The sequence below is a fragment of the Flavobacterium aquicola genome, assembly GCF_003385115.1.
GTDB lineage: Bacteria > Bacteroidota > Bacteroidia > Flavobacteriales > Flavobacteriaceae > Flavobacterium > Flavobacterium aquicola.
In genome coordinates this window covers 218,436-238,303 of the sequence record NZ_QUNI01000007.1, presented here as the reverse complement: position 1 = coordinate 238,303, position 19,868 = coordinate 218,436, and the positions used below count along the sequence as shown (strand labels likewise).

The 19,868-nt window shown below is 31.6% G+C and carries 18 protein-coding genes; all 18 read right to left on the bottom strand.

Translation table 11 applies throughout. The features are described from left to right. Positions 1–57: 57 nt before the first annotated feature. The 18 genes from C8P67_RS13825 to C8P67_RS13740 all read right to left on the bottom strand — a co-directional run bounded on the left by C8P67_RS13825 (position 58) and on the right by C8P67_RS13740 (position 19,606). On the bottom strand, positions 58–1,065 hold the full coding sequence (locus C8P67_RS13825) for a glycosyltransferase family 4 protein (RefSeq protein ID WP_115813749.1): 1,008 nt from the start codon (positions 1,063–1,065) through the stop codon (positions 58–60). Between the two features lie 71 nt (positions 1,066–1,136). Further along, positions 1,137–2,486, bottom strand: coding sequence for an O-antigen ligase family protein (locus tag C8P67_RS13820; RefSeq protein WP_115813748.1), 1,350 nt, complete (start codon positions 2,484–2,486; stop codon positions 1,137–1,139). 1 nt (position 2,487) lies between these two features. Continuing rightward, entirely contained in the window at positions 2,488–3,561 is a 1,074-nt protein-coding gene (locus C8P67_RS13815) for a glycosyltransferase (protein ID WP_115813747.1), read from the bottom strand. Beyond that, complete coding sequence (locus C8P67_RS13810; protein WP_115813746.1) at positions 3,558–4,676, bottom strand: glycosyltransferase; 1,119 nt, start codon at positions 4,674–4,676, stop codon at positions 3,558–3,560. The genes C8P67_RS13815 and C8P67_RS13810 overlap by 4 nt, the downstream gene beginning before the upstream one ends. A gap of 115 nt (positions 4,677–4,791) precedes the next feature. Further along, positions 4,792–5,895: a glycosyltransferase family 4 protein gene (locus tag C8P67_RS13805; protein WP_115813745.1), complete on the bottom strand. Its 1,104-nt coding sequence runs from the start codon at positions 5,893–5,895 to the stop codon at positions 4,792–4,794. Beyond that, entirely contained in the window at positions 5,892–6,893 is a 1,002-nt protein-coding gene (locus tag C8P67_RS13800; protein ID WP_115813744.1) for a glycosyltransferase family 2 protein, read from the bottom strand. Before C8P67_RS13800 ends, C8P67_RS13805 begins: the two co-directional genes overlap by 4 nt. Further along, positions 6,883–8,445 carry a glycosyltransferase family 2 protein gene (locus C8P67_RS13795; protein ID WP_115813743.1) on the bottom strand — a complete coding sequence of 521 codons (1,563 nt, stop codon included), beginning with the start codon at positions 8,443–8,445 and terminating at the stop codon, positions 6,883–6,885. The genes C8P67_RS13800 and C8P67_RS13795 overlap by 11 nt, the downstream gene beginning before the upstream one ends. A 3-nt stretch (positions 8,446–8,448) precedes the next feature. Then, on the bottom strand, positions 8,449–9,654 hold the full coding sequence (locus C8P67_RS13790) for a glycosyltransferase family 4 protein (protein ID WP_317125456.1): 1,206 nt from the start codon (positions 9,652–9,654) through the stop codon (positions 8,449–8,451). A gap of 40 nt (positions 9,655–9,694) precedes the next feature. Further along, entirely contained in the window at positions 9,695–10,609 is a 915-nt protein-coding gene (locus C8P67_RS13785) for a hypothetical protein (RefSeq protein WP_115813742.1), read from the bottom strand. Next, the gene (locus C8P67_RS13780; protein WP_115813741.1) at positions 10,609–12,042 is read right to left on the bottom strand and encodes an MBOAT family O-acyltransferase; all 1,434 of its coding nucleotides are present in this window, start codon (positions 12,040–12,042) and stop codon (positions 10,609–10,611) included. The genes C8P67_RS13785 and C8P67_RS13780 overlap by 1 nt, the downstream gene beginning before the upstream one ends. A 48-nt stretch (positions 12,043–12,090) precedes the next feature. After that, positions 12,091–13,164 (bottom strand): glycosyltransferase family 4 protein, encoded by a 1,074-nt coding sequence (locus C8P67_RS13775; RefSeq protein WP_245980456.1) that lies wholly within the window; start codon positions 13,162–13,164, stop codon positions 12,091–12,093. After that, the gene (locus C8P67_RS13770) at positions 13,155–14,546 is read right to left on the bottom strand and encodes a hypothetical protein (RefSeq protein WP_115813740.1); all 1,392 of its coding nucleotides are present in this window, start codon (positions 14,544–14,546) and stop codon (positions 13,155–13,157) included. Before C8P67_RS13770 ends, C8P67_RS13775 begins: the two co-directional genes overlap by 10 nt. Then, on the bottom strand, positions 14,543–15,448 hold the full coding sequence (locus tag C8P67_RS13765) for an alpha-1,2-fucosyltransferase (RefSeq protein ID WP_115813739.1): 906 nt from the start codon (positions 15,446–15,448) through the stop codon (positions 14,543–14,545). The genes C8P67_RS13770 and C8P67_RS13765 overlap by 4 nt, the downstream gene beginning before the upstream one ends. Next, positions 15,445–16,572, bottom strand: a complete 1,128-nt coding sequence (neuC, locus tag C8P67_RS13760; protein ID WP_115813738.1) for a UDP-N-acetylglucosamine 2-epimerase — start codon at positions 16,570–16,572, stop codon at positions 15,445–15,447. Before neuC ends, C8P67_RS13765 begins: the two co-directional genes overlap by 4 nt. Positions 16,573–16,781: 209 nt before the next feature. Then, complete coding sequence (locus C8P67_RS13755) at positions 16,782–17,045, bottom strand: GIY-YIG nuclease family protein (protein ID WP_115813737.1); 264 nt, start codon at positions 17,043–17,045, stop codon at positions 16,782–16,784. 194 nt (positions 17,046–17,239) lie between these two features. Then, the gene (locus tag C8P67_RS13750; RefSeq protein WP_115813736.1) at positions 17,240–18,283 is read right to left on the bottom strand and encodes an N-acetylneuraminate synthase family protein; all 1,044 of its coding nucleotides are present in this window, start codon (positions 18,281–18,283) and stop codon (positions 17,240–17,242) included. Positions 18,284–18,333: 50 nt separating this feature from the next. Further along, positions 18,334–19,029, bottom strand: coding sequence for an acylneuraminate cytidylyltransferase family protein (locus tag C8P67_RS13745; protein WP_115813735.1), 696 nt, complete (start codon positions 19,027–19,029; stop codon positions 18,334–18,336). A 16-nt stretch (positions 19,030–19,045) separates the two neighbouring features. Beyond that, positions 19,046–19,606, bottom strand: coding sequence for a glycosyltransferase family 2 protein (locus C8P67_RS13740; protein ID WP_147298236.1), 561 nt, complete (start codon positions 19,604–19,606; stop codon positions 19,046–19,048). Positions 19,607–19,868: the final 262 nt, after the last annotated feature.

The window sequence follows — 19,868 nt, the reverse complement described above, 5'->3', positions numbered from 1 at the left end:
TGTCTCCAGAGTTATTTTTCGTTGCAAGTTAGTTATTATATAAAAAACAAACCTTCTTTATTTTAAAATAGTCAGCCATTTTAACTTAACATCCTGCCATTCAAACTGTTTTGCTTTTTTTCTTGAATTAGTGGTAATTTCACTAAAAAGTTTAGGCTCTTCTATCAATCTAACTATTGCCTCAGCCATTTTGTTAATATCATTATCAGGAACCAGTAAGGCCTCTTTTTCGTTTTCTAATAAATATGCAATACCGCCGACATTAGTAGAAACAACAGCCAGGCCTAATGACATAGCTTCAATCACACTTACTGGCATGTTGTCAAAATGGGTTGTATTTATAAAAACAGAATAATTTTTTGATAGATCAATCCAATCCTCCTTAGGTAATTTGCCTGAAAAAAACACCTTAACGTTCAAGTCTTTAGCTTTTTGCTTAGACTCTGCTAAGCTTCCGTCCTTTTCGGGTCCAATCATGCAGAGTACAGCTTCAGGGTATTTCTTTTTTAAGCGGGCAAAAACTTCAACCGCCATTACAGGATTGTATATTTTTGCAAAAGAACGGACCCACAGTAAATTGGGAGCAGCTTTTTTCCGTTCTAAAAAAGGGTACTTTTCCAATTCAATTGTATTGGGAATATGGATTATATTGTGATATCCTTCAGCTTTGAATTCATTAATTAAAAAAAGTGAGGGAGAAACATTTTGAAAAGAATATCTGAAAATCTTTTCACTAATTTTCGGATTCCTCTTCAATCTTAAAGATAAATTACCGCCGTGTAAAATAGGTATATATTTTATTTTTAAAAAACGGCATAACTGAGAAGCTGCGAATGCATACCAGAAATTGGCTGTGCTGTATGTATCAATAAGGACAAAATCAGCTTTTCTATATTTAAATACGCTCCATAACATGTGTAGTAATCTTAGGAACTGATTTTTTTGAGAAGAACTGTACCGAATATTAAAACCGTCATGCTCCAGCAGTGGACCAAGAGTTTCAATAGTAGTAGGAGTTGCTCCATGTTTAGATAATTTATTTCCTATGTACAGCAGGTTTTTCATACGAAGATAATATTTGCTTTTTTAGCGGACTCTAGCAATTGAGAATTGGCGAAGAAAGGTATCGTCTTTGTTCATTCATTTTTTTGTTTTGGGATCATGCTGGTATTAACAGTATAAACTTTTAGCAATGAAAGTGCATAAACAAAAGCTGGAGCTGCTAATCTCATGGCAGCATGATTGATAGTCAGCAGCCAAAAAACTAAAAAGGAGAGAGCTAAAATATTTTGTCTATTAATCAAAAATAACACCACAGGAGTAAATAATAAAATAATTAAATCAATAAGACCAAGAGAACCATGTTCAGCAAGCATTCTGGTAAATTCATTATGAGAAGCAGATACAATCCCTGTTTCTTTTTCCCGAAGTTCTTTATTCCTGCCTACGCCTACGCCTAAAATAGGATTATCCCAAAACATCTGCATTTCAGAATCCATAAGTGCCTCCCTTCCTGATAACTGACTTTTCTTTTCACGTCCTCTTGCATCCTGATTGGCATACCGTTTATTAATTAAACCATTGGTCTGTAGAGAACTGTACCCCCACACTCCTATTCCTGCAACAAACGATAACATAATAATCATTCCTATTTTAAATTTTGTTTTATAATTTGCTTGATAATACATTACACCCAGAAAAATAAAAACCATAGCTATTGCTGTAAATATTCCTCCTCTGGAAAATGTTACAATTCCTCTAAAAGCAAAAACGATCACAAATCCTGCATTAAGAATTTGTAATAACTTACTTTTGGAATTTAGCACCAGCTGAACAAAAAATATAAAAACTCCAAGTCCAAGTATAGTTGACACTTGATTGGGACCAAAACCTCCAGAAGTTTCAAAATTCGACTGTGTTCCGGTCACAACTGCTTTTACGCTTGGTGTATATAAAAACAAATAGACAGCTACCGCAATTAAAGGTAGAGAAAAGGCTGTAATCACCCCCAGCAATCGATCAAAAGATATTTTTCTTTGATAACAGTATATGGCACAGATACCTAAACAAACCGGTCCAGATAAATTAAATGCGATTGCTTTCCTTACATCAGTATTTAAATCCAATGTAAGAGTAGCCAAGACAATTCCAGGAATCAATAACAGCAAAAACAACCAATACAAAAATGCTTTAGTAAATCCAGAGTAAATCATCCCCAAAAAAATAAAAATAAGGATTGTGTATTTACCAAATTCATTTAAAAGCATCCCATCGGTCATCCTTAGAAGAACCTCAACACTAACAACATAGGCAGACATTACCAGAACTTCATTGTTTCTGTTTTTACTTTTAATAATATAATAAATACCAAAAGCGAGTATTGAAATGGTAAATATTTTTGAAACAAAAGGCAGTGCAAATACCAGTACTCCTAGAGAAGCATGAAACAATATCAAATAAATATATGACAATTCTTCTTTCTTCATTTTAACTTGTTTGTATCCAATTTAAATATTTTTTAATAATACTTTCAGCTGTATAATCAGTTTGGATGGTATTATAAAGTGCGGTACCAAAATCAGTTCGTAATATTTCATTTTCAATCAAATTAACCAAAGATTGATAAAATAAATCTTCTCTGTCTGCATCAACAATAAATCCATTCTTACCATTCTGAACGATTGCTGAAATTTCACCAACACGAGTAACAACAACTGCTTTTTTATACAAACCATATTCCAAAAGGGATACTGGTAATCCTTCTGATTTTGAGGTTAAAATTGCAATTGATGCCTGATTAAGTATGTTTCCTATATCTTGTTTGGAACCATACATAAAAACATTATTTTCTAAAGCATATTCTTTGATTAATTGTTTTATCTGAACGGCATATTCATCGTCAAAATCTTTTCCAACCAAATGAAAAGTCCAGTCTGGATTAGATTCTTTTAGCTTTTGAGCCACTTTCAATAGAAAAAAATGATTTTTTTGTTCTCTTAAATTAGCCAAAGATACTATCCGTTTTCCTTCTGTTCCTTTTAGAAAAGTGTGACTTTTTTCCTGAGCTGCTTTCACAGAAAAATTAGGAAGATAAATAACATTTCTGGATTTCAGCTTCACTTCAGACCAATTTTTAAGTTTCTGGTTTACAGCAATAACTCCTTTAAAAAAAGATTTTGTAAGTTTCAATACAAAATGAGGTCTGTTTTCTAAAAACACATTATTTCCATAATGGTCATGCCTGATTAGCAGTAGTGTGGGACATAATAATTTTAACAAAAAAGCCAGAAAAAAAGAGGTACTATGTGCATGAATATGTGTCACTCTGTTTTTTAAAACAAATGATCGTAATCTAAAAACTGCAATCAAATCAAGCTGTTTTTTTTTATTCAAAAACAAATACGAAACATTCGGATTGATTTGAGATAATAATGCTCCTTCTTTTCTGGTAGCTACCAATCCTGAAAATTCAATTTCATCAGCCAAAACATTAGCATAATTGACTGCCATACGTTCTGCACCTCCGGCTTCTAAAGAATCTATTAGTTGCACAATTCTCATCGAGTAAGCATTTTTTTTATTTCCGATTCAAAAACATCAAGAGTATATTTTGTTGACCAATCCGTAGCCTTTTGCCTTTTTGCCACAAAGTCTGATTCATTATTCAAAAGACATTCTAATTCTCGAATATCTTTTTCTAGATCCATTTTTAATAATAGTCCTCTATTTCCAAAATCCAGCATAAATGGCACACAAGAAACAGGAGTTGCAACAGGAACACAACCCCAAAACATTCCTTCGGCAATTGCTTTCGGCCAGCCTTCACTTTTGGATGGCAAAATAACAAAATGGCTATTTTGATAGGCAGTTTTTATAATTTCCTGATTTTGATTTCCTTTCAATTGGATGATATTTTTTAAACCATTAGTTACAATATAATTTTCTAAAAGAATACGTTCTATTCCTTCTCCATACAAATCCAAAAATACATCATACTCTTTTTTATACAATGCTTCAATTAATTGTATTGCATACAAAGGATTCTTTCCAGATACCAATGTGCCTACGAAAACAAAATTTATTTTCCCTTTTAAATCCAATGATTTTATTGGTTTTTTATCTAATTCTGGATAAGTTGCCGTAAAAAAGGGTTTAATATTTTTAGTGCTTTTTCCCCATTCACCATAAACTAAAACCTGCATGTTTTTGGTTAGAAATGTATTTGATAAAATCCATTTCTGCAATTTATAACTCCAAGGTTGCTTTGATTTTGGATCCCAATTCCCAGCGTATTTTGCAGTTTTCTTTTTGTTAGGAAACAAAATTTGAACAAAACAACCCAAAAGTCCAATATTCCCAGGACAACGTAGATGAATATGATCTGCTTCTTTCATAGCTTGGAAAATTTGCCAGCATATTTTTGGTATTCTTAAAATCGCATTAAAAATGGATTTAAAATCCAATAAATTAATATTATCAATCTTGAAAAACTTAATATTTCCTTGATTATATGAAGTATCAATTGCCGTATTTGTAGCTTGAATAATTGGTGCAACGATGATTAACTCATCAACATATTTAGACCAAATATTCATTTCCAGAACATATGGGGCATAACCAAAATACTGGTTTTCCTTTTTGGTATGGTTGACATGAGTGATAATTGCAAATTTCATTGATTCTTATACTAAATTTCTTTTCTTGATAACCTTTATTTTCAATACATTATTTATTACAATATACCTCGTGATTTATTAATCATTATTTTAAAACTGAAAATGACATTATAATTCATTTTTTTGAAAGCAATTTTGAAATCGACAGGAAATAATTCTCAAAACTGAATAAATTCAAATAAGTAGACCGAGCATTCATACTCATTTCTTTATAATTAAATTTTTCACTTTCGATTTTTTCAAATAAAGCCATTATTGAATTAACATTAGGTTCAAATTTAAAACATTCTCTCGAATCAACTAGATAATCCGATAAACCTGTTGCTTTTGATATTAAAAGTGGTGTTCCATTCATCAAGGATTCTAAACCAACAGTAGGTAAATTATCAGATTTTGAAGGAATTATTGCAAAATAACTATCTCTTAAAAATTTATCTATTTCATTATATTTTAAACCACCTATGAATTCCATTGCCGGTTCATTATCAATTAATGCAGTAATCTCCTTTTGTTTGGATCCTCCTCCTGCTATCTTTACAATAATTTTTGAATTTACATTTTTCTGTTTGTAAAATATAAATGCTTTAACCATCTCTATAACCCCCTTGGAATCATCTAATCTGCCCAAATAAGAAATGATAATATTCTCCTTAGATTTATCATTTTCAGCCGTAAATCTATCAGCCATGGGATTCAAAACAACTACGCCTTTATCAACACCATAAAAAGACTCTAAATCTTTTTTTGCTAACTCAGACGGGCATACTACTATGTCACAAAATAATTTATAAAATATTTTTTTTCTGAAAAATAGAATTTTTCGCTTAATAAAACTTGTTTTACTGTCTGCTAATATCTGCTTTGATAGAGTATGATAATAGGCTAAAGTTTTTACTTTACCAGAAGACATTAATTTTGAAATTGAAATCGTGATATTGCTACCTACAAAATGTCCAATAACAAATTCTGGCTTATATTTTGAATAAATTTTGGAGAACCATAAAACATCCTTAAAAGAAGTGGGTCTTTTATCTGAAGGCCAAGAGATTATAACAATCTCTCCTATTTCATTCTTAACAATTTCAATCTCCTTGAAAAATGGCTTATGGGAAATAAAAACAACTCTATTCCCTCTTTCAGCTAAATGATGTGCCAAATTGTAACTCATATACGCAAAAGAATCTTCCGTGTAATTATGAGCAATTAAGATTGTTTTCATTTACTTAATTTTGGTTTACTAAAAATTAAGCTCCACCAACCCACAGTTCTCCCTATTGCTTCGGTAAAAGCTTCTTTTCTTTTAACTGCCGTAATTATATTAGTATAACGAATCAATGTCAAAAGTATAGTAATCATATGCCATTTCAAAAAATCAATTGTCATTGGTTTTGGATTCTTAACCCTCCAAACATACCAACCATTTCTTACCACCATTCTACCGTATTGATATTGATTAGGTCTTCCTGAATCGTTATGATAGTGATTCAATTTTGCAGCTGAATTTAGATATAACTTTCCTTTTTTAGCTAAACGCAAGGTAAAATCGGCATCTTCATACAACCCATAACCTTCAAAATAAGTTGAAAACTGTATCGTATCGAACACATTTTTTCTAAAAGAAGAAACTCCTCCCATCAATTGTTCTACTGGATATATTTTCCCGCTTGGAGGTAAAAAACCAACACTTCTTCCATGTGAATATAATGATGAATAACCCGGAGGACAATCACTATCTAAGTTTAATTTTTTTCGGAGAATAAAACGGGAACCGTCTTTTCTTTTCCAGCCATCAAAACAAAATTCATTAATTGGAGCAGTATAATTATCTCCAACAAAATCCCATTGGGTTTCATTGTTAATATAACCGCCTACTCCCAATGCTTCTGGATAAACTTTATATGTTTGAAGCAATTGTTCAAAATAGTTAGGCTCTAAAACGGTATCATCATCCAAAAAACAAACAATTTCTGAACTGGAATTGACCTTGGAAATACCAAAATTTCTTTGTTTGGTTAATCCCCTGTCATTATCCGTTACCAAAAAATAATTTAAATTATCGAATTGATTTTCCTTCAGAATTATTTCCGTTTCCTGATTAGTTGATCCATCAATAATCAAAATTTCGTCAGGATATACAGTCTGTTTCTTAACTGATTGCAACAATTGAAGCAAAGGTTTGGGACGCATATAGGTGCAAATAATTAAGCTATACTTCATTTTGTCTTTTTAATTCGTTAGCCCAAAATACACTTCTTTCCCATTGTTTTTGAAAATTAAAATAATATTTTATTGGATTTTTAATTTTTTGATGTTTATAGTATTTAAAAAACAAAATGGTTTTGTAACCTAAAATTTGTTCTTTTGTATTATGACTAATTTGATATAACATTACTGTTGGTGAAGGTTTTGGCTGAATACTATCGTTTTGCCATTTTAAAACAGGTTTGGTTCTAAATCCACCAATGGGTGCTTTTAAATGTAAAATTTCCGGTTCTGGTAAATACAAAATGTCATAACCCTGATTACGTAATTGCATTCCAAAATCTCCATCTTCTCCATACCCAAATTCCAAAGACATATTAAATCTTACTTTATCTAGAACATCCCTTCTAACAAAACTATTGCCAGCTCCAAAAGTAGGCCATTGAATCACTTTCGAGCGTTTCTTAATTTCATTTTTTTGAGGATACGATGTAGTTACCACTAAAGCTCCAAACTGCTTAATTTTATCAAAAACATCTGACAATAATGTCGGTTCAAAACGATTATCATCATCTGCTAAAAAAACCCATTCACTATGAGTTTGACTTAAAGCTAAATTACGAGCATTGCAAGCACCTGCCTGATGAGTAAAAATATGCTGAATCTCAAAAGGCCAATTTTCACTTTTCAAATAATCCAATTCACTTATACTATCCTCTTGCGGATTCTGCTCTACAATTACAATGTTATTCGGCAAAATAGTTTGTTTTGAAAAATCTTTCAGTACATTGTATAAATATTTTTTTCTTCCAATAGTTGGAATAATAATATCTATCGTGGCTTTATTGATTACTCTCTTCAAAGACTGTACTTCAATATTCTCCAGTGCGTTGTCTGAACTCATCCTGTTCTTAGCTCTGTTTTTATAAAAAAGAGAAAAAAAGACTGGTAGAAAGGGTAATTTTCGCTCGTATAAAAAAAAATTAATTAGCAATAAAAATACCCATCGAGTTCTATAATGTTGTTTTACGAAACGAAAAAGAATGTATCTACTTGTTTTTTCTAATGGAGCAGTTTCAATCTTTTGCTTCAAGAGTCGTGGCTCAGAATAACATAACAATCCTTTTGACATAGATAGTTTTGCTAAAGAACATAGAAAATAATCAAAATTTTTGTCCAAAGGGATTGAATCAATTAACTTAAACAGTATTTCGGCAAAAATTCCTCCAACTGCACTACTCATCTGCCAAGTTGGAAAAGTGACAGATTTATTCAGCTTTATAAAAGGTGTTTCATCAACATACCCAATAGCTGTATCCAAAAACAAATCAGTAGACGGATTATATGAAACTAGTATTTTTTTGTGATGAAATAAAGGTTCTATTCCTTCAATATTTAATTGTTTCTTCAAATCGACATGACACCAAATCAATTTTTCAGATGCAAATCTCTGAGCTAAAACATACAAAGTTTCAGCAACAGTTAATTTAGAATCAAATTCAATGGATTGCCCTTTTTCCGATTCAACAGCTACTGTTTTGGCATTCTTATGATAAATAAAAATCAAAATTTACTTTATTAAAGATTTATAAAATGCCAAACTTTGTTCTGCTACAACTGAAACACTAAATTTTTGGATCACTTTTTCTCTACCCAGAATTCCAAATTGTTGACGCAATGATGGATTATTGAGTAATGTACTTATTTTAGATGCATATTCTAGGTGATTTTTAGGATCAATCAAAAAACCATTAACTTCATCATCAATTACATCAGTTGCCCAACCGATATTTGAAGCTACAACTGCTTTTTGCATTGCCATAGCTTCTATCCACGAAACGGGTAGCGCTTCCGCAAAAGAAGGAAACACGCAGACCGTTGCTTCATTAATATATTTTTGAATTTCCTGATATGGCACACTTTCCAAGTAATTTACATTCTGCAGCGCTTCTTCAGAAAACAGTGGCTGCATCATTTGCCAGGTAGAAGACGAACCCGAAATAATATCTGGAACATCCTTGCCTACTAAAATTAATTTTACTGCTGGATTTAACTTTATTAATTCATTAAAAATATATGGCAATTCTAACAAGCCTTTTTTACGAATCAAGCTTCCAAAATATAAAACAGTATTGGGTACTTCTGGGATTGTCATACTTCTTTCAAAAGAAGTAATATCAATAGAATTGGGAATAATAGTAAACTGTTTTTTCAAACCAAAAACTTTGTTCGTTTTATCAGCTGTAAACTGACTTACCGAAAGTAAAGCATCTGCATTTTTAAGTGCTACTTTTTCATGAAATCTATTTTTCCATTTTACTGCACGTCCATCTAGATTACAAAAATAGGTGTCAGAACCATTTAGTCTTATTACGATTGGACACTTTTTAGGTTGAATGAAAGATGTAATTCCTGTCCAATCTGGAGCTTCGACCAAATCTATTTTTTTCTCCTTATAGAGTTGATTGATAATTTTTTCTATTTTTTTTCGGGTCAGATACCAAGACAAACCTTTAAGTTTTACATTTTTTATTTGTTGAATGCAAATTCCATCATCTTCAAAAATACTTTCTTCTTTTTGACCATAAACCAATACACGAACTTGACAATTTTCGGATAAAAGTCCTTTCGCTAAATTCCTGATACTTGTACCAATACCACCTGAACTTCCTGTTCTTGGATGTGGATATTCAGGAGTCAGAAAAGCTATTTTCATCACTCCGGTCCGATCCTCAGAGGACAAAGCAGAATAATCTGGAATAGAATTATTTTTCATTGATCTTTTAAATTACTAATAATTAAATTCATTCATTTCCCTATTTAGACTCCCTCACCTTTGGAGAGGGGCTGGATGGAGGAAAAAAATCTTTCAAAATTCGAGCTGTAAACATTTTGGCACCAATATCATTCATGTGCCCACAAGAAGAAAAATATTTATTCTCAATAACTACATTTTCATAATTATGAATCTCTGGATAGGCTTTTTGAACCTTTTCAAAATAATTCATTCCGACTACATTCTCGCACATTGGAGTCATTATTGCAATGAAATTAATATTGTTTTCTTTGCAAATCTGCTTAATTTCTTCATAGTATTTATTGTGGTTTAATGGCTTTAAACTCACGATATTATTTTTCATATTACCAGTTTTCCCATCTTTCAAAGCATGATAACCTAAATTCTGTAAATGACTTGTACCTTTATGAATAGCCTGAAAAAACATTTCTCTAACTCCAATTTGAGGATCAAACTTAATATAACGATAAAACGGAATATAATATAGATAGTTAAAATCTTCTTCTGTAGAAAAATGTTCTTTTATGATTTTTGAATTATGTAAATAAGGCAAAAACTTCGAAGAAATTCCATCAGCTCGATGTTCATTAGTTAAATTCAAATCAGCTTCCAGAATTACGTTCTTAATTTTATAATGACGCTCTATCATCAATTTCAATAATAAATCGGCTTCAAATAAATGCCCGCCACTCATTCCATAATTAAAGGTTTTTAAACCTTTATCTTTAAACATTTGCGAAACAAAATGATTATTGGCTCTGGATGATCCTAGAATAATTACATCGTAATTTTCATTCTCCGAGTTGTAAACTTGGTCAATTTTACCTCGATTACTCGATTGCAGATAGACTGCAGTATATATAAAATCCAGCAAAATTGCAATTACTATTGCCAAGACCAGTATTTTTGAAGTAAATAGTAAAAATTTTTTCATTAAAACTGAAAGTAAATAAATTCTTTATAATCGGAATAAGTGCCAAATGCAATAATAGCGGTCAAACATAAAATCAATTTTAGATAGGAATATTTCCCAGAAATAGGTTCAATCTTTGTTCGATTATTCCATTCGACCAAGACAAACAAACATACCATAATTAACAGCTCATAATTATATCTTTCGTTTGAAAGGTACTGGGAGGAAAATTCACCATTCAAAACAATTCTTTTCAAATAAGACACAGCATCTGTTATCGTTTTGGCCCTAAAAAATACCCAGGCAACACAGGAAAGTAAAAAAGTTATTAAAATATTTAATCGGACCTTAATTGAATCTATATTCCAACTCAAGTCTGCGCTCTCAATATTATTTCTATTTTTTTTCAGCAATAATAAGGGTAAAAAATATACAGCATTAATAAACCCCCAAGCCAAATAAGTCCAATTCGCTCCATGCCAAAAACCGCTTACTACAAAAATGATGAAAGTGTTTCTTATTTTCATCCAAATACCGCCTTTGCTTCCGCCAAGAGGAATGTACAAATAATCTTTAAACCAAGAAGACAGCGATATATGCCAGCGACGCCAAAACTCGGCTATATCTCTGGAAAAATAGGGATAATTGAAATTTCTCAGTAAATCAATCCCAAACAACTTAGACATTCCTAACGCCATATCCGAATATCCTGAAAAATCGCCATAAATCTGAAATGCAAAATAAATAGCGCCCAAAATCAACGACAAAGAATTCATTGACGGATAGTTATCAAAAATAGCATTGGCATAAGCAGCACAAGTATCGGCAATTACTACTTTTTTTAGCAATCCCCATATTAATTGATAAATTCCTTCTTTTGCGATCTCATAATCAAAAGTACGCTTTACTTTTACCTGAGGCAATAAATGTGTCGCTCTCTCAATAGGACCCGCTACCAATAAAGGGAAATAACTTACAAAAAGAGAATAGTCAACAAAATTATACTCAGCTTTAAGGCGTTTATAATAAATATCAATGACGTAAGACAAGCCATGAAAAGTGTAAAACGAAATCCCTACAGGCAAAACAACATCCAATAAAAATGGACTTGCTTTGAAACCAACTCCTGTTAGCAGAGCTGCAAAAGAACTGGCAAAAAAATTATAATACTTAAAAACTCCTAAAAAACCAAGATTTACAATTATACTTAGCCAAAACCAAAACTTTCGACTTTTTTGAGTCTGGCTTTTTTCAATTCTAATTCCGGTATAATAATCCAAAAAAGTTGAGAAAACCAATAGAAACAAAAAACGCCAATCCCAGCAGGAATAAAAATAGTAACTGGCAATAATCAAAACAGCATTTTGCGTATTCTTCGTTTTATTAAAAACAAACCAATACAAAAAAAACACTATGGGCAAAAAAACAGCAAAAGCCAGAGAATTAAAAAACATAAAATAAATTAAAGCAATTTGGTGCGCAAATTTAAGATTAATTATGAATTAAAGTAAGCCGAAATGCTGATTAACCATTTGCTCTAATGAAAAACGTTTCTCAACATCAGTTCGAGTATTCAAATTAATCTTTTTAATTCCTAAATAAACTTCTGTAACAATATTTGTTAGTGCATGAATATCTTTGGCTTTAAAAATATAGCCATTAAAACTATCTCGGATTGCTTCTTCATTACCTCCAACGTTTGTAGTAATAACTGGCACATTTGCTGCTAGACTTTCTAAAACAGATAAACTGAAGCATTCCATGTGAGTAGGCTGTAACATATAATCATACTGCGAAAAAATTTCATTTAAATTCCCTCTGCTCCCCATAAAAGTAAAAACGTTTTCCAGATTATATTGATATATTTTTTCCTTCAGCTGTTTTTTATAAGGACCATCACCATATACATCAATTTTTATATCTTGTTTTATTGATGCAGAAAGATCATTTACAGATTCAATCAAATCCTGAATCCCTTTGGATTCTCGAAGATGTGATGCTGTCAAAAAAATAGGCTTAACAGTATTTCTAGTTTCCCTAACCAAAATGCTGTCTAGAATTACACCATTATAAATTATTTTCGTTTTAGATTTTAACTGAGATCCAAAATCTTGTAAAAGCGCGTTTACAGTATAATTGGATACCCCCACAAAAACATCAATATATCTTGAATACAAAATCCCTTTCAGTCTTTTGAGAATTTTCTTTTTGAATGGATATCCATTTAAAGGTCTCGGATTATGATCTACAGCAATAATTTTGGCTTTAGAAAATTGTTTTACAGTTGCAAAAAAAGGCGTGCATAATTCGACAAAATGAGTGATAACATACATATAATCTGAGTTATACTCTTTACTAAAAGCTAGAAAATAATTTTCTAGCTTTTCAGTTTTACTACTGTAAATTTTTAAATCTGAATAACAACCATGATCTGAATAATTTGGAAAAAACCAATCCACTTGAATGTTATTTTCTTTGCACTTTTTATCAAACTGCCAAAAAAAGTGATCCATTCCTCCAACCCGCTCAGGCAGAAGCTCATAATTGCAAAGGACTGCTATTTTTTTTAACTCCATTTTCTCAAAATTGCGGCAATTCTTTCTGAAGTTCCTTTTAACGGCCTCCCAATTTGTAAGTGAATTAATTGCTTTCTGTTTTTAGCATCAGTTTCTGGATGCGTAATATATAGTTTTACTGCGTCAATTAATTCCTCTTCATTCGTAACAATTCTAGTAGCTTTAAAACTGACAACATTTTTTATATGTGGGTATTCCAAAAAACGCTGATCATAATAGAGTCCATTTCCTTTATTTCCAAATACTGGATTAATAACGGGCTTATCAAATTGCATAAAATCCAAACTCATTGTAGAGAGCATATTAATATTCAAATCCGAATATTCTAATATACTTCTCAAATCAGTAACATCTTCTTTTGAAGGTATTCGCTGTGACCATTCTTCTTGATGTCCTGTTCGTGCCAAATGCCATTTAGGATGGTTCCATTTTACAAAAGGAAATTTTTTAACAAAGCTTTCAAAACGAATAGGATCTTCTGCAGGAGAAGTTCGAACTAGTAAATTTACATTTTGAATTTTATTTTCTTGAATAGCTTGTGCAATACTAGTTATGTACAATTCATCATTTTTACTGGTTGAAATATCTCCACAGCTAAAACAGATAGTTTTTTTTGATGAATCTAAATTAAACCGATTATAGAAATCCTTCTTGGTTGTTTGATATCTTTCCAAAACATAAGGCTCAAACTGAGGAGTTCCCACTGTCTCAACATTTTGCGACTGTGTTTTTTTATAAAAATGTAACAATTCTTCTTTCATCAAATCACTCCAAACCAAATAATAATCAAAATTAGCCGCCATTCTTCCCTTAGATGCTAAATTATCCCAGCTAAAAATAAATGAAGCAGTTTTGATTTTCAATTGTTCTGCCTGATAAACTAATGGCGCAATGAATGGTGGCCGTTGATGTGTAAAAAACAAAATGTCAAATTTTTCCCTTTCTAAAATAGCCCTATAGTCTTTTACAATTGAATTATTTTTAAAAGACTGCTGTTGCAATTTAGTATAGTTCTGAATATTTTTTTCTGAATGAAATATGGAAGTCCATTTAAAAATAAACCGGGTTGCATAGCCTCTGGGGGTTTTAGCTTTTGATTTATTGGTATTTAAATTATCTGTAATTCCAAAATTGTTATGCTTATGCAATTGCAGATGAGCTACTTCCTTTGCTTTTCTAAAAAACCAGGTCGGAAATTTTTCTTGAAAAACTGCAAGTTCAATCACTCTAGATCTTTGCAGAAAACCTTCATAAACAGACGCAGGCAAACACGATAAAATGACTACCTCATCAAATTGTTTTTCTGCCTCTGATAAGAAATCGCTTAAAATAAAATTGCGAAACCCTACGCCATCGGTTATTACTATTCCTAGTTTTTTCATTTATAATTTATTATCTTTTTTATTCTGTTTTTAATTACTTTTTTTTCTTTCTTATAAATGTATTTTAATCTTTGAACTAAATTATACAGAAAACCATAAAGTTTTAATTTCCAATATTCGTTAGACAATTTATATTTAGTATCATCATGAACAATCCATCTGCTTGGAAAATAATCAGATTCATCATGCTTTTTTGAAAAATCATTATCAAATATTTGAATCGGTCTAATTATTTTTGATCCCTTTTTTTCACCCAGCCAAGCTAGCCACCAAGAAAAAGTAGAGTTACTTATTATATAATTGTCAAATTTAGAACCTAAACAAAGCTGCTCAATAGGACTTAAATTTTCAAGAAAAAAAACGTTAGGCAAAAATGAAAAATGCTTTTTACAATAGTCTATATTATCACTTGCAAAAATGACATTATAATTTTCCAATTTCTCAAAATGACAAATCAATGCAGTTAAATAAAACTGGTAAGATAATTGAAAATAATTGGGATTATTAACAAAATCACCTCTTCTGACACTGACTAAAATAGTTTTTTTTGTAAATAATACCTCGTGCTTTCCAACCAAACTCTCTTCAAATTGAGAATCAAATTTAAAAACATCCTTTATATTAGACTCATAAAAATATTTTTCAGTCTGTAACCATCCTGACAAATCATAATTTTTATCAGTTAATTCCCATTCATAATAATTAAATTTTTCCTCTTTTACATGAATCCAGTCTTTTATATCGGAACAAGCATTAAAATTAAATTTAAAATGTTTCGAATATTGCCATTCTGGGAAACAAAACTGCTGATTTCTTTTTTCTGCAATCCCTATAGCAGATGCAATCTGAAACAATTGATTACCGAGATTTCCTTTTTTACCTAGATTTAAAAATGTAATCATTGATCAGAATCTCTAAATTGTTTTTGGTGGTTCAGTTCCCAAACAGCTGGTTTTTGAAGATAATCAAGAAATAAAGTAGTGCTATTTCCTTTTCCAAAATCAGAATCCGATATTTGAATTGTATGTGTATCGATAACTGACAAAGCTTCCTTGATAGCATTAAAACTATAATCAACATTTATTATATCTGCTTGAAATGTCCTGTTTTGTTGTCTTGTTCCAATATTTATAATAGGAATTCCATAATAAGGTGCTTCTCTAATTCCTGCACTGCTATTACCTATTATAAACTGGCTGTTTTTTAACAGCGTTAAAAAATATTCAAAACGAAGCGATGGAAAAATCCTGAATCGTGAATTGGCTTTTAATTTTTGATATTCATCAATAATGAATTGGCTACCCAAATCATTATTGGGATAGATAACTACATAATTATGATGATCCGCTAATAAAGATTTTACAAAATCAGCGGTATAAGACTGCATCTGATTGACCTCTGTAGTAACAGGATGAAACATAACAATGGCATACTTTTCAAAATCAATATCGTAATATTGTTTTACAGTCGGTAAATCGGGCAGATTACCCGAAAACATAATATCAATATCAGGTGAACCAATGGTAAAAATAGAAGAAGCTATTTCCCCCATTTGTTGCAGCCTTTTTGCTGCTTCATCATTACAAACAAAATGAATGTGGCTCAATTTGCTGACACTGTGCCGAATCAATTCATCCACCGTTCCCGATAATTCTCCTCCTTCAATATGTGCTACCAAAATATTATTCAAAGAGCCTACAATGGCTCCTGCCAAGGTTTCTACTCGATCACCATGAAGTACAATTAAATCTGGATTCACATCTTTAGAATAACCGGAAAGTCCTTCAATCGTTTTGGCCAATGTCAGATCCATTGTAGTTTCATGGGTGTGATTTTCGAAAGTGTACACATTTTTAAAATTACAGCGTTCAATTTCTATAAGTGTATAGCCATACTGTTTTTGAAGATGCATTCCTGTAACAAAAACAAAAACTTCAAAATCCTGATGATTATCCAGAATTGTAATCAATGATTTTATTTTGCCAAAATCAGCGCGGGTACCAGTAAGAAATAAAATTCTTTTCATTTAAATATTTTCAATCTATACTTTTCTGTCACGACGAGCGCAGTCGAGACCTCTCTAACTCTCAAATCAATCTCGACTGCACTCGATTTGACAATATAAACATATGAACTACTTTGTCAAGCCGAGCACAGTGGAGACCATCACTCAATAATCTCTTCGCTATCTGGCTTATACTTATGATGAGTAGCATTCCTGCATTCTGATAAACTTTACAGTCGGTCGAAATCCCCATCAATTAAAGCTTGCTTTTTAACTCGGCTCCATTTTTTAATTTTTTTCTCAAACTCAATAGCCTGATTGGGTTCTGTAAATTCCTGATAAAAAACTAATTTTACTGGTCTCCGATTATGCGTATAAGCCTCTGGATATTTACTTGCATTGTGTTCCATCAATCGTCGTTCAACATCAGAAGTTACCCCAACATATAAAGAATCGTCCTTGCACTTAAGAATGTAAACGTAATAAAATCTCATAAAACGCTTACTTTAATATTGGATTTCGACTTTGCACTATTTAACAACATCATATCTCAATTAACTCTGTCAAGTCGAGCGGAGTCGAGACCTCTTTAACTATCAAAATCAATCTCGACTGCGCTCGATTTGACAATATAACATCTGAATTACTTTGTCAGGTCGAGCGCAGTCGAGACGACACTCAATACGTTTTAATTATCAATATCGTCCCAGCTCAGCTGCTCATCATTTTCAATATCCCTAACAGCCGTTTTACCTATTAAATCATCAAAATGTTCTGCCAGAATTTTTCCAGTTCCTGGGCGTTTAACCCAGATATTTTCTTTTGTAAATTTTTCTCCTTTTTTTATTGGAGCAATAGAACATACCGTTGCAAAAGCAAAATCAATGGTAACCTGCTCTTCATCTGCCGGTTTTTTAGTTCCTCCTCTCATCAAAGCTATTTCGGCAGAGGAAACAATTAATTCCTGACACGCTTTTTCATCCATACTGCATACAATATCAGGTCCTTTTCGTTGCATTGTATCAGTAAAATGCCTTTCAAGGATACTGGCTCCAAGAGCTACTGCCCCTAAACAGGCATTATTATTCAATGTATGATCACTAAGACCATAAACTTTATCTGGAAAAGCTTCATGCAATTCTGTCATTGCTCCATAACGAACCAAATGTATAGGTGTAGGATATAAATTAGTAGTATGCAAAAGGGCTACAGGAACATTATGCTTATCAAAAATAGCAACTGCTTTCTGAACACTTTCAATAGTATTCATTCCTGTACTCAAAATAATGGGTTTTCCAAACGAAGCTAAATGCTCTAGCAAGGGATAATTATTACATTCACCTGAGCCTATTTTATAGGCTGGAATATCGAATTTTTTCAATCTTTCTGCAGCAGCGCGAGAAAAGGGAGTTGAAATAAAAATCATGCCCTTGCTTTCTACATATTTTTTCAATTCCAACTCATCGACTTCATTGAGTGAACAGCGTTCCATTATTTCATAAATAGAAACATCTGCATTACCTGGGATCACTTTTTTGGCAGCACCGCTCATTTCATCTTCTACAATATGAGTTTGATGTTTTACAACCTCAACACCTGCCCTTTTTGCTGCATCAACCATTTCTTTTGCTACATGCAAAGAACCTTCATGATTAATTCCTATTTCGGCAATGACTAATGGAGGGTAATCTATTCCTATTTTGCGACCTGCTATTTCTATATATGGATTCATGTAACTCATTATGTGTTATTTATACCTATCAACTATACCTTTATTTTACATCAAGCCCTCCTCAGAACCTTTTTTTTTAATAAATACTCTGCATATTCCAATTCTTCCAAAGTATCTATATCAACATTGGCAAAAATATGATTTACTTCAAATGGAAAAGCATTTTCTGAAATAATTTTGCTGTCACCTTGAGCGCAGTCGAAAGGTAAAATTAATTCTGCCTTTGAAATATAAAGCAGTCCATTTTCAAAATAAAGCGGTTCTAGATCCTGAGAACGCTGTCCTATTGTATAATTGAAAGGTATAAATTGTCTATTCTCAATTTTTCCCAGTTTGCGTTCTGAACGGCTGACGGTAAATAAACTATCCCTTCCTTCTTTTAGAAAATCATCAAAAGCTTCTTGCAGCAGATTTTCAGGACGTAAAGGATTAGTAGGCTGAAGTAAAATTACATTTTCTATCTCTTCTTCAATTTGTTCCAAAACATGTTTTAGAGCCGAAACCGTTGACTCAAAATCGCCAGATAACGATTCAGGCCTGTCTATTACCTTCGCTCCAAATTCCAAAGCTATTTTCTTAATTGCTGCATCATCAGTAGAAACATAAACTGAATCAATAATATCATTGTTGGCCTGTGCATATAAAATACTATGTGCAATAAGAGGAATTCCTCCCAATAAAAGAATATTTTTTTGAGGAAGGCGCTTTGACCCTCCTCGAGCCGGTATTATTACTATATTTTTCAATATTATTTACTTGCAATTATTTATAAAATGTACTTGACAAATTACCATCTTCATTTAATTTCCATGAACTTGAACTATTAGCACTTCTATTATAAAATTCTTGTTCACTTGTTAGATTATCAGGATCAATGTACCAACCAAAATGTTTTGCAGTATAAGGAGATTTAGTCCTTAACCCCATATAAAAAAACTTCTTGGTTTTTAATTTTGGCCTATATAAAGCAAAAGTTGTGTCGATATTTGCTAAAAAATGCCCTTCGCTAGTTTTGGTTTTCCAAAATCGACTTTCCCAATTCAAGACCTTTTTTTTCACTGGATTATAATCAGGAATATCATCAATTTTTAAACTAAAACCAACTTTATATCTTGTCTTTGATTTTATTAGCAAATCCAAAAAAACTTTTAAAAAGTCATTTGGACAATCTGCTATCGGAAGCACATCAGGATCTGTTACGACATAGTATCCATTTGAAAATTTTTTAAAAAAAACATTCTTTTCCCAAAAAACCATATGTCCGTCATTATTATCATGAAATATTACATTAACATCATTACTAATGATTTTGTAATAACTCAAAAGCGGAGGGTAATTTGAATTATTATCTATAATATGAAGATTTTTATAATTGTTATCAAGCAGATAATCTATTAACAATTTTAAGGTTTCTAATTGATTGTAATTGACAATTATGATTGGTATTGTTTTAAAATCTAGCAACTGTTTTTTGACAGTTTTACTAAATTTTGCATATACATAAGTGATAAAAAACACTCGACTTCTAATTTCTAGACTAGAAAACAAATATCGAATGCGTTTATATAGGGTACTATTTTTCAAT